Annotated in this window: 9 protein-coding genes and 1 pseudogene; 5 read left to right on the top strand and 5 right to left on the bottom strand. The window is 66.7% G+C overall.

Going from position 1 to position 11,725, the window contains the following annotated elements; translation table 11 throughout:
• Positions 1–276 precede the first annotated feature (276 nt).
• Genes ACE3UY_RS04630 through ACE3UY_RS04640 form a run of 3 tightly spaced genes read left to right on the top strand, consistent with a single transcriptional unit; the run spans position 277 to position 2,470 of the window.
• Positions 277–966, top strand: a complete 690-nt coding sequence (locus tag ACE3UY_RS04630; RefSeq protein WP_374686383.1) for a response regulator transcription factor — start codon at positions 277–279, stop codon at positions 964–966.
• Entirely contained in the window at positions 963–2,048 is a 1,086-nt protein-coding gene (locus tag ACE3UY_RS04635) for a sensor histidine kinase (protein WP_374686384.1), read from the top strand. The genes ACE3UY_RS04630 and ACE3UY_RS04635 overlap by 4 nt, the downstream gene beginning before the upstream one ends.
• Positions 2,049–2,053: 5 nt before the next feature.
• Positions 2,054–2,470 carry a VOC family protein gene (locus tag ACE3UY_RS04640; RefSeq protein WP_374686385.1) on the top strand — a complete coding sequence of 139 codons (417 nt, stop codon included), beginning with the start codon at positions 2,054–2,056 and terminating at the stop codon, positions 2,468–2,470.
• A 138-nt stretch (positions 2,471–2,608) separates the two neighbouring features.
• Here the strand turns inward: ACE3UY_RS04640 and ACE3UY_RS04645 are convergent, their stop codons facing one another.
• The 5 genes from ACE3UY_RS04645 to ACE3UY_RS04665 all read right to left on the bottom strand — a co-directional run bounded on the left by ACE3UY_RS04645 (position 2,609) and on the right by ACE3UY_RS04665 (position 8,087).
• Positions 2,609–4,162 carry a phosphatase PAP2 family protein gene (locus tag ACE3UY_RS04645; protein ID WP_374686386.1) on the bottom strand — a complete coding sequence of 518 codons (1,554 nt, stop codon included), beginning with the start codon at positions 4,160–4,162 and terminating at the stop codon, positions 2,609–2,611.
• Positions 4,163–4,322: 160 nt separating this feature from the next.
• A complete protein-coding gene (locus ACE3UY_RS04650; protein ID WP_374686387.1) occupies positions 4,323–4,748 on the bottom strand; it encodes a nuclear transport factor 2 family protein in 426 nt (141 codons plus the stop codon).
• A 196-nt stretch (positions 4,749–4,944) separates the two neighbouring features.
• Positions 4,945–6,390, bottom strand: a complete 1,446-nt coding sequence (locus ACE3UY_RS04655) for an alpha/beta hydrolase-fold protein (RefSeq protein WP_374686388.1) — start codon at positions 6,388–6,390, stop codon at positions 4,945–4,947.
• Positions 6,383–6,964, bottom strand: coding sequence for an RNA polymerase sigma factor (locus ACE3UY_RS04660; protein ID WP_374686389.1), 582 nt, complete (start codon positions 6,962–6,964; stop codon positions 6,383–6,385). Before ACE3UY_RS04660 ends, ACE3UY_RS04655 begins: the two co-directional genes overlap by 8 nt.
• A gap of 277 nt (positions 6,965–7,241) precedes the next feature.
• On the bottom strand, positions 7,242–8,087 hold the full coding sequence (locus tag ACE3UY_RS04665) for a DUF92 domain-containing protein (protein WP_374686390.1): 846 nt from the start codon (positions 8,085–8,087) through the stop codon (positions 7,242–7,244).
• Positions 8,088–8,372: 285 nt separating this feature from the next.
• Here ACE3UY_RS04665 and ACE3UY_RS04670 point away from each other — a divergent pair, with 285 nt between their 5' ends.
• Both ACE3UY_RS04670 and ACE3UY_RS04675 read left to right on the top strand, forming a co-directional pair.
• Positions 8,373–11,048: a phage holin family protein gene (locus ACE3UY_RS04670; RefSeq protein ID WP_374686391.1), complete on the top strand. Its 2,676-nt coding sequence runs from the start codon at positions 8,373–8,375 to the stop codon at positions 11,046–11,048.
• Positions 11,049–11,110: 62 nt separating this feature from the next.
• Positions 11,111–11,725: pseudogene (locus tag ACE3UY_RS04675) on the top strand (alpha-amylase); the annotation flags it as partial.

Raw genomic sequence — 11,725 nt, forward strand, 5'->3', positions numbered from 1 at the left:
CGTAGCCGGCCGCGCCATCGACCTGAACGCCGCCGTCGACGCGGGCACGGTGCTGCTGGCGACGGGCTTCGCCACCGCCGTCGGCCTCGTCTTCGGCATCTATCCCGCCTGGCGGGCGGCGGGGCTGCGGCCGATTGAGGCACTTCGGTACGAGTAAGAAGAAGCTCACGCAAAGCACGCAAAGAAGCAAAGAGCGCAAAAAGAACTGTTCTCTTCTTTGCGTCCTTTGCTTCTTTGCGTGCTTTGCGTGAGCTCTTTCCCCATAATAAGGCAACCATGCGTCAAATCCTCGTCGTTGACGATGACCGCGAGGTCGTGCGGCTGATTCGGGCCTATCTGGAGCAGGCGGGCTTCGAGGTGCTGGCCGCCCACGACGGCGAGACGGCTATCCACATGATCCGCCGCGAGCGCCCCGATTTGCTCCTGCTCGACTTGATGCTGCCCGGCCGCGACGGCTGGGACATCACCCGGCTGGTGCGCGGCGATCCGGCGCTGGCCCACATCCCCATCATCATGCTGACGGCGCGGGTGGACGACACCGACAAGATCGTTGGCCTGGAACTGGGCGCGGACGACTACGTGACCAAGCCCTACAACCCGCGCGAAGTGGTGGCGCGGGTGCGGGCGCGGCTGCGCCCGCAGGGCGGCGGCGCGGCCCCAACCCTGCGCGCCGGCGAGCTGGAGTTGGACGTGCGGCGGCGTGAGGTGCACGTCGGCGGCCGGCCGGTGGAGTTGACGCCGACGGAGTTCAACCTGCTGCACGTGCTCATGGAGCAAGCCGGCTATGTCCTGACGCGCGGGGAACTCATGCGTCGTGGCCTGGGCGTGGATTTCGAGGGGGTCGAGCGCACCCTGGACAGCCACATCCGCAACCTGCGCCAGAAGATCGAGGCCGACCCGGCCAACCCGGTCTACATTCAGACGGTGTATGGGGTGGGGTATCGGTTGGCGGAGGGGGTGGTATGAACCGGCTGTGGGTGCGGTTCGCGCTGGTCATTAGCGGCATCGTGCTGATCGTCGTCTTCCTGACGTTTGCCGTCGGCATTCGCTTCCGGCCGTCGCCGGAGTTGACGGGGGAGTTGGAGGCGCTGCTGCAAGCGCTGCCGCCCGACTTCCAGGCCGAGCTTCAGATGCGTATTGAGGAGGGGATGCGCCTCTTCTTGAGCCGCACCCTGCTGCTGGCCGCGGTCGTCGGCACGGTGGGGGGCATTGTGCTAAGCCGCATGCTGCTGGCCCCGCTGCAAGACCTGGCCGAGGGCGCGCGGGCCATCGCCGGGCGCGACCTGAGCTATCGCGTGCGCCCGCGGGGCAGCGCGGAGGTGCGCGCCGTGGCCGAAACGTTCAACCAGATGGCCGGCGAGCTGGAACAGGCGGAGTCGCTGCGCCGGCAACTGCTGGCCGACGTGGCCCACGAACTGCGCAATCCGCTGCACGTCCTGCGCGGCAACTTGCAGGCCATCCTCGACGGCGTCTACCCGCTCAACCAGGAGGAGATGTCGCGCCTGCTCGACCAGACCGATCACCTGGCCCGCCTGGTGAACGATCTGCATGAGCTGGCCCTGGCCGAAGCGCGCCAACTGCCGCTGGACCGCCAGCCGGCCGATCTAGGCGCGCTGGTGAAGGAGGCGGCCGGGGTCTTTCGCCCCCTGGCCGCGGCCAAACAAATCGAACTGCGCGTGGAACTGCTCGGCCCCTCACCCACAGTCGTCGTGGACGTCGCGCGCATCCGGCAGACGCTCCAGAACTTGCTGTGGAACGCCGTGCGCCACACCCCGGCCGGCGGCCACATCCTCGTGACTGTCACCCGGCGCGGCGCGGCGGCCGAGATCATCGTCCGCGACGACGGCGAGGGCATCGCCGCCGAGCATTTGCCGCAGGTCTTCGATCGCTTCTTCCGGGCCGGCGAGGCCCGCGACCGGGAGGCAGGCGGCGCGGGGCTGGGGCTGGCTATCGTCAAGGCGGTCGTCGAGGCCCACGGCGGCGGCGTGGCGGTGGAGAGCGCCGGGCGCGGGCGGGGCAGCGCTTTTACGGTGACGCTGCCCGAATAGCTGCAATGCACTTCAGACAGTGCGTCGCACCGGCACAACGGCTATACTCGCCGGCCATGCCCAAATTCGACAACCTCGACCTCATCGTCCGCGACGTGCCGGCCGCCGTGGCCTTCTTTGAAGCGGTCGTCGGCCTGGAAGTGCGCGTCAGCGACGACAACTTCGCCGAACTCGACTCCGGCGACGTAACCATCATGCTCAGCCCGGCGGCGCTCGTCCCCGTGCGGCCCGTCTCCGGCGTCATTCTGCACTTCCAGGTGGACGATGTGCGCGAGTTGCTGGAACGGGCGCGAAGTCTGGGCGTGGAGGTGCTCATGGAGCCGACGCGCACCGATTGGGGCACCGAGTCGGCCCTTATCGCCGGGCCGGAGGAGCTGGTCATCGACTTCTACCGCTGGGTCGGCCCGCACGCTTCCGCTTGAGAGCCACCGCGCCTGTTTCCGCGGCTCAGGCCGATCTCACCCGCTAAAGCGTCATCCCGGAAGCGCCAGGCTTCCGGGATGATGCGACCCCAAATGGCGTAATCAGTTCAGAGGGAGCCGGCCGTCCGGCCCGCTTGCCTACTCCGCGCCGTCGGCCGCCGCGTGGGCGACCACCGCTTCGGCCACGTCCTCGCCCAGCGCCAGGCCCGCGTCCACGTCGCTGCGGAAGTGGATGCCGGCCCAGATGCGCGACTCGCCCGCCTCATTTGCCAGCGCTGTGACCATCGGGGCGGCGGTGGGGAACAGATGGGCCAGCGTTCCGGCCATGGCCGACGACATGCAGGAGTGGGCCGACGGGTAGCTCGGATGGCCGGGTGTGGTGAACACCGTTTGGAACGTCGGGTCGAACTGCGACGGCCGGATGGCCCAGTATTCGTACTTGGCGTCCCAGCAGGCGACCATGGCATCGTAGCCGGCGATGTTGGTCAAAGCGTAGGCCCGCGCGGCGCGGGGGGCGTTGTCGTTCAGCCCCGCCTCCAGCACCAGCCGGTCGGCCACGTCGTTCCAGTACCAGTGCAGGTAACGCCCGCCCGCGGCGAACTCCCAGAACGCGGCCTTGGCGTTGGTGACCGGCGTCCGCTCGAAGGCGCGCAACTCGTCCATCTCGGCCGCCAGCTGTTCCGAGTCGTAAGCCGGCGGCGGCGCGGGCCGGAACTGGTCGGGCGACGCCAGCACCCACGTCTGCCACGTGGCGGCGGCGGGCAGCGCCGGGTTTTCGCCCGTCCAGTGCCCCGCTTCGGTCGGCACGCTGCCCGTCCAGGGGGCGTCGGAGCCATCGGCCATGCCCCGCTCGATGACCAGCGCCGCCACCTGCCGGCCCAACTCCAGGCCGGCCGCCACGTCGCTGGGATACTCGACGCCGGCCAGCAGCCGCGACCGCGCCGCTTCCTCGGCCTGCGCCTCGAAGGCCGCCGCGTCGTCCGGGAAGAGCCAGGCCAGCACGGCCGCGGCCGCCCCGGCGGTGACGGCGTACTCTGACGGGTACGACGGGCCGGCCGGGCTGGGAATGGCCGTCTCCAGCGTTGGCTCGACCGCGGCTGGGCGCGGCCGGTTATAGGTGTACTTGCTGTCCCACGCGGCCACCGTCGCGTCGTAGATGGCGGCGTGGAGCAGGGCCAGGTCGCGCAGCGCCATCGGCGCGGGCATGGCCCGCTTGTTGATGGCGGCCAGGGCGATCTGGTTCCAGCGGTAGGCCGGCGGGCCGGCGTTCCAGTAGGCGATCTGGCCCAGCGCGGCGTCGTCCCGCTCCGCGGCCATCGCCGCCAGCTCTTCGATCTCCGCCGCGGTCGCCGTCTCGTCCGGCGGGGCGTCGAGGCGGAACTGACTGCCCGACTCGATGACCCACGTCTGCCACGCGCCCGCCTCCGGCCCAATCTGGGCAACAGGCTCCGGCTCGGCTGTCGCTTCCGCGGTTGGCTCTGGGAGCTGTGTCGGCGCGGCGGTGGGTGACTCGGCCGCCGGGGCGTCGGTCGGCTCCGCGGCGGGCGCGGCGGCCTCCTGGGCCGAGGGCTGCGTCGCCTGCTGGGCGACTGCGGCCGCGGGCACGTCCGCGCCACAGCCGGTCAATGCGATGCCGAACACCAGCAGGAAAACACAAATCAGAATCCAGGTGAATCGCTTGTTACCTTTCATTTTTTACTCCACGGGAAAGTTGGTTTTGTCCTCTAACTCCTACAAATTAATGAAAGGGCGTCAACGGAGCGTCAAACCAGCGTCAACCAGCAAGTTGACGCCAGGCGCGACGCACTTCGGGAAGCGCGTCGCACCTGCCGCCCAAGCACGAGCGTTCGGACTAGAACAGGATACGGAAGGCAATGGGTTCCAGCGACCGGATCAACCCATCCTCCACCGTCATCCGCAGCGTCTGCCGGCCCCAGACCACACCGCGGTCGGCGATGTCCACGATCAGCGTGACCTGATTGCCGGACATGTTGGCCCAGACCACGTCAAAGGAGCGGTTCGGCCCCAACTGGGCGGCCAGCGCGTCGCGGATGGCCGCGCGCCCGGCGACGGGATCGCCGCCAATGCCGTCGATGAGCACGCCGCCGTCGGCGAACAGGGCCGCCAGCCCATCCGTGTCGCCCGAATTGAGCGCGCTCTCATAGCCGATGGTGACGGCGAGCGGCCGGGTATCGGCGGCGGGGGCCGCGCCGACGAAGGACGCGGTCGCCGCGAAGATCAGCAAGACCAATAGCACGAGAGAAACCTTCTTGTTCACTGTAACCTCCACTGACATGCACTTACACATCCACATCACACTTGATAGACGAATGGTTGGTAGCTACCCATCTCACCCGGCTCGACTGTCCGGCGAGTGGCAAGCCGATACCGTTCGGAATGTGCGCATCATTCCGTGACAGCGAGTGATTCGGTTGCCGGTTCGCGGCGGTCAGGCCGCGCCAGGGTTCGACACGTTATGGCTCAGAGGCGAGAACCTCTGAGAAGAACGGGAGGATGTCCTCGCCGAATTCTTCAAGAGACTGCTTGTCTAGCACGTTGAAGGCGTGCGGAACGTCAACAGTTGTCAATTGCTCTGATAAGTAGGCCGGGTCGTTACTGGAAGCGCTCATGTGCGCCGCCGGACCCTCCACAGAAGAAACAGCGATCTCCAGGTTGCGCAGCGTCTCCAGGTGCGGTTGCAACTTCTCTGGGAGGTCACTCAGGCCGCTTTCCCATCGGCGCCAGATGTCCGGGTCTGGCTGTCCGTCGGCGTCTTGGTAGGGATACTCGAAGTAAGGCGCCGTGCCCTCGGACTTTGCCGCGTAAGCCATTCCATAACTAATCGCTGCGTGCGCGCCGCCGGGCATACTCACGTCTCCCAGACGATCTCGCATCAGAGCCAGCCCCGCTTGAGGCGGCAGCTTCGCTATCTCATCTAACAGGTTAATCACGGCCGAACGCGCTATCGGCGTCATCATCACACTTTGTTCCAGCCTCCCCGGGTTGAGCACGAACGGCTGCCGGAGATAGACGGCGCTGAACACGTCGGGATGATTCACGGCGGCCAGGAGCGCCGGCAATCCATGGTAATCCTCGCCCAGGAGGCCGCGCGATTCGGCCGACGGTAGTGTGCGGTAGTGGCCGTCCACGTAGGCGACCAGGTCGTCGGTCAGGTAGCTTTCCCAGTCACCGGTCACCGGCGACTGAACGAAGTGATTCAGCATATTCAGGCTGTTAATCGGATCGAGCACGACCACGATCACCTCTTGTTCCAGGCTACCTTGCCGCGCCAGGTTCATGGCCGACCGGGCATACGCGCCCAACTGCTCATACCGATTGCCGCCGCTGCTCAGGAAGCCCGATATCAGGGCATACACAACCGGGTAGCGCCGGTCGCCGTTGTCATAGGACGGCGGCAGATAGACGACTACCTGCTGCTCCAGCGGCTCGCCGATGGCGTTGCCGGCCAGCGACGGCGCGGGCACGGCAGCGATGACGTACCGTCCGCGCGGGTCGGGCGTCGGCGCGCGCGTTGGCAGGGTCATGAAGGGGGCCAACCGCGTCGCCAGCGCGTCGGGCACGACCGGGCGCGTCCCCTGCTCCGGACGCATGGTCAACCACAGCCCGGCGATGAACAGCAGCAGCGCCGCCATCCCGGCCGTCGAGACGAGTGGCCGCCAGATGTAGCGCAGGGGCGATGGCCGGCCAGCCGCGGCCAGTATGGCGCGCCGCTGTTCGGCCGTCGGCCGGCTGCGCGCCGCTTCGAGCGGCAGGTTCCGCAGCATGTGAACGTGCAGGGCGGCGTAGGCGCGGCATTCGTCACAACTGACGAGGTGTTGGCGCAGCGCCAGCCGATCCTCTTCCGCCAGATGCGAGTCCTGAATCCAGCGGCGGGCTTGCTCGTGCGACAGGTTAGTCATTGAGTAGCTCCTTCACCAGAGCTTCGGTGTCCGTCGCGGTCAGCGTTTGCGCCAGCCGCTTGTGGGCGTGGTGCAGCCGGGAGTGAACCGTGCCTTCCGGTATGCTCAGGGCGTCGGCGACCTCGCGCACGGAGTAGCCGTTGGCGTAGCGCAGGATGACGGGCAGGCGGTGCTTCTCATCCAGCTCGTTGACGGCCCGCCACAGGGTCGAATTGGCCTCCTTGTATACCTGGCGGTTTTCCAGGCTGCGCGACCGGCTCGCAGCCGACCGCTGCGCGCCGCCCCACAGTTCGTGCCACCGCTGGCGAGCCTTGTGGCGGCGCAACTTGTCGCGGCTGAGGTTGACGGTGATGGCCGAGAGCCACGCCTTCATGTTCGTGCCCGACGTGTAGCGGTCAATCCGGCGTAGGGCGGTGATAAAGGTTTCCTGGGCCACGTCATCAGCCTCGTCTTCGTCATGCAGGATGGAGAGCGCCAGCCGGCGAATCGCGGCAAAGTGATGATCCAGCAGCGAAGCCGCCAAAAGTTGGCTGTCGGCGCCGGTCTGCCGCAGAAGCTGGTCGGGTTCCAACATTACTGACCTCATTCTGCATTATAAACGCAGGCGGTCGGCGAGAACTTCACTTGACGGGAAGATTGGCGGCAAGAGGGGCGGAAATCGTTATGAACTGTGGACTTTGTGTTAAGAACGCTGGTTCAAAATACACGATTCGCTACGAATAATTGACTACCTGCTTGTAGCGCGGGATGGTATCCCGCGTCTGGCGACGGAAGAGGCGGGCTGCCAACCCGCGCTACAACGAGCGTCTATAAATCTGCGTAATCCGCGAAATCTGTGGATTCCCTTTTCCCTAAAATAGCAAGCACGCCAGCGGCAGCGTCACCAGCCCGCCCCCCAGCGACGACAAGAGATTGACCAGGTCGTTGTTGAACCAGGCCAGCCCCCGCAGCCGCCGCGTGGTCGTGCCGCAACGGTGGACTTTGCGCTCCGTCTCCTTCTGGCAAGTGTCGCAGTAGTAGATCTGCTGCACCGTCGCGCCCATCAGGCTATCCAGTAGCGAACCGACTGTGCCGCTGAGCGCGCCGATCAGGGCCACGGGCAGCGCCGCGCTCCACACCATCTGCCCGGACACGGCCGCCAGCAGCCCCACCGTCAGCCCGATGAGCAGCCCGCCGGCCAGCGACACGCCCGTGCCCAGGAGCGACACGCCGCCCGATGTGCCCACCTCGACGACGCGGCCGTTGGTGATGAGCCGGGGCGCGGCCTTGCTCAGCGTGCCCAATTCGGTGGCCCACGTGTCGGCCGTCACCGTCGCCATGACGCCGATGAACAGGAAGAACCACAGTTCGGCCGGAGCAACGCGCTCCGGCACGATGGCGCTGAGCGCGGCGATGAGCGCGGCCAGCCCGCCGTTGGCGAAGACCTGGCCGATGTCGCGGCGATGGCCCTTCTCGAACTTCTCGGCCACGGCCGCCTTCTCGCGCTCCTTGAAGTGCGACAGGGCGCTGGAACTGATGAAGAAGACGGCCAGCGCCACGCCCCACACCCAGCCGCCCAGACCGAAGATGAGCGTGCCGACGATGAGCGCGCCGACCGCGCCCGACCGGGACAGTGAGCCGCGCCGGTAGGCCAGCGCGGCGATAACGATGCTCAGGGCAAAGCCGGACAGAAAAGAAAGGGGGGTGATGGGAGACATGGGGCAGTAAGCAGTGGTCAGTGGGTCAGTAGGTCAGTGTGTGCGGCGGTGTCGGTGGGGACGCGCCATGGGGGAGTGTATCTGGGTTGGGGCGTTTCGGCACGCAAGCGTAGTGAAGACCTGACAGGTGGGCGGCCACAGGTTTCGTTTCTGCTAAAGCGCCTGTGGCCGCCCACCTGTCAGGTCTTTGCGGATAGACGACCGGCGCTTTTCTCTGGTAAAATACCGATCACGAGAGTGCTTTGTTACAGCGAGGCGAAGCCGCCTGGTTACATCGGAGGAAACATGGCCGCCTTACGAGGAGTTTTCGGCTTCATCGTCCGCTTTTTCGTCGTCTGGGTGGTCAGCGCGCTGGCGCTGCTGCTGACCAGTTGGCTGCTGCCCGGCCTGAATCTCAATCGGGTTGGCGACCTGTTGCCGCTGGAAGTGGCCGCGGGGGCGGCCTTCGTCCTGGGTCTGGCGAACTTGCTCATCCGGCCGGCGATCCTGTTGCTGGCCATGCCCCTGGGCTTCATCGCCCTGTTCATCGTCGGCTTCTTCGTGAACGCCATCACGCTGCGGCTGACCGCCTTCCTGCTCAATCCAGCCCTGGAAGTCAACAGCTGGCTGGCGGCCATCATCGGCGGCGTGCTGCTATCGCTCATGACCTCGGTTGTGATGAGTGTGCTAAACGTCGATAGTGAGGGCGATTTCTACGAGGGTGTCATCCAGCGCCGGCTGGGCCGCCAGCGCCAGGAGTTGCCGCCCAATCCGACCCGCGGCCTGGTCTTGCTGGAGATCGACGGCCTCAGCTACCACCATCTGCGCCGGGCGCTGGCCCAGGGCTACATGCCCCACGTCCAGAAGTTGATCGACGAGCGCGGCTACGTCCTGTCGCGGACGGATTGCGGCCTGCCCTCACAGACCTCGGCCTGCCAGTCGGGCATCCTCTTCGGCGACAACCACGATATTCCCGCCTTCCGCTGGTATGACAAAGCGCAGGGCAAGCTCTACGTGTCCAGCAAGGACGCGGCGGAGATCAACGGCCGCTACGCCAACGGCAACGGGCTGCTGCGCGGCGGGGCCAGCGTCAACAACATGGTCAACGGCGACGCCATGCTGTCGCTGCTAACCGCGTCCGATCTGCGCGGCGGCACGGCCGACCAGAAGCGCGCCCGCGCCCGCGACGTGTACACCCTGCTGCTGAACCCCAATTTCTTCATGCGCGTCATCGGCACGTTCATCGGCGAGGCGCTGCTGGAGGTGTGGCAATACCTGCGCGACGTGGCCGGCGGCGTCCAGCCGCGCCTCAATCGCCTGCACGGCGCCTACCCCTTCGTGCGCGCGGTCACGACTGTGTTCATGCGCGAGGTGTCGGGCTTCCTGACCATGATGCAGATCGTCCGCGGCGAGCCGGCCATCTACGCCACCTGGCCCGGCTACGACGAGGTCGCCCACCACTCCGGCCCGTGGTCGAAGCACGCTTTCGGCACGTTGCGCGGCTATGACCGGTTCATTGGCGCGCTGCTGGAAACCATTGAGACCAAAGCGCCGCGCCCCTACGAGTTCCTGCTGCTGTCCGACCACGGCCAGTCGTTCGGCGCGACGTTCCTGATGCGCTACGGTTACACGCTGAAGCAGTTCATCCAGGAGCGGATGCCCACCGGCACAGTTGTCCACGAAACGGCCGGCGGCGACGACGGTTCACTGTCGGTCATCGCCATGGCCGCCGAACTGGGCAACATTGAGGGGGAGAACATGGGCGGCATGGTTGGCAAGGCGGCGACGAGGCGCATGAAACGCGCCGCCGAAAGGGCCGTCGTCGACCGGGACGGCGAGGCCGCGCCGGAAGCCGCAGCCGACGTCACTTTCTGCGGCAGCGGCAACTTGGCACAGATATACTTTCACGCCTTCCCCCGGCGCGCGACCGTAAGCGAACTGAATGCGGCTTTCCCCGATCTGGTCGATGCGGTCATCGGGCACGAGGGGGTCGGCCTGGTGGTGGCAACCGACGACGACGGCGTGCCCATCGTCTTCGGCAAGGACGGCGCGCGCAACCTCCACAGCGGCGAGATCGCCGGTGACGACCCGCTGGCGGCCTACGGCGATGTGGACGTGCGCGCCTGGCAGTTGCGGCGCGTGGCCGACTTCCCCAGCGCCGGCGACCTGATCGCCATCAGCACCCTCTACCCCGACGGCACGGTAGCGGCCATGGAGGAGTTGATCGGCAACCACGGCGGGCTGGGCGGGGAGCAGACGGATAGCTTCCTGCTTCACCCGGCCGACATGGTTGTGCCGCCAACGCGCTGCGCCACAGATCTCTTCGCCCTGCTCAACGCGCGGCGCGATTTGCCCGCGCCGCCGCCGGTTGAGGTGGAAGCGCCCGCCGACGATTGGTCTTTGGCTAACTTGTTGGCCGGGTTGAGGAGGGTCGGCGACTGGCTGAGGCTGGCGCTCCGCGCGGCCACTCTCGACCGCGCCGCTTACCGCGTCATCGCCGCCGATAGAACCATGACCGGCCCGGCGTTGCTCATCAGTTTAGTCGGCCTGCTCATCAGCTATTCCTTTGATAGCGCCCACACCAGCGTAGCGGGTTTCACGCTGTTTTTCCTGGGGCGCTATGGGGTTTGGTTGCTGGGGGTAGCTATCTTGCAGGCAGCGGGACACATCCTGCGCGGTCGGGCAACGTTTGCCCAAACCTTTCGCGTCCTGGGCTTCACGCAAGCGATCGCGCTGATCCACCTGCTACGGCTGATCCCCATCCTGGAGACGCCGGCGCTCATCGCTGCCAACGTACTGGGCGCGTTTGCCGTCTGGCTGGGCGCGGCCGCCGCCCATCAGCTGCGCGGCTGGCGCACGCTCCTTCTACCGTTGGCCTTCTATCTCACCATTGTCCTAGGTCTGTTGGCGATCCTGAGCCTCCTCGGCGGCTTCGGCTTCGCTCTGGACACGCTCATGCAGCGTTTTCGCGTGACGCCGTAGGCGGTAGTTGCGCGTTCCGCCCGCGTGGGGCAGAATACCATCATCTCACCAGGAGAGCTGCCATGCCGCCCAACCAGAGCGATAGCCAGCCGACGGGGCCGACAGGCGTCGTCTTGCCGCCTCGCCCGGTTATCTATGAGATCAATACCCTACTCTGGCTGCGCGAGTTGAGCCGCCGCTATGGACGTCCGGTCACGCTGGGCGACGTGCCGGCCGAGGTATGGGACGATCTGGCCGGCTTCCGCTTCAACGCCATCTGGTTCATGGGTGTGTGGGAGCGCAGCCCCGCCGCGCGCGCCATTGTCCTGGAGAATGGCATCCAACGCGAGACGATGGCCGAAGTCCTGCCCGACGTGACGGTCGATGACATCGCCGGCTCGCCCTACGCGGTACGGCGCTACGTGGTCGCTGCGTCCATTGGCGGGCCGGAGGGATTGGCGGCCGCCCGGGCCGAACTGGCCGCGCGGGGCGTCGGCGTCGTCCTCGACTTTGTGCCCAACCACATTGCCCTCGACCACCCGTGGGTCACCGACCACCCGGAGTACTTCATCCACGGCACGGCCGAAGACCTGGCCGACTCGCCCCACCGCTTCTTCCGCGCCGGCGCCATGATCTATGCCAACGGCCGCAACCCGTACCTGACGACGTGGCGCGACGTGGCCCAACTCAACGTCTTC

It is taken from the genome of Promineifilum sp. (SeqCode), assembly GCF_041918635.1.
Classification (GTDB): Bacteria; Chloroflexota; Anaerolineae; order Promineifilales; family Promineifilaceae; genus Promineifilum.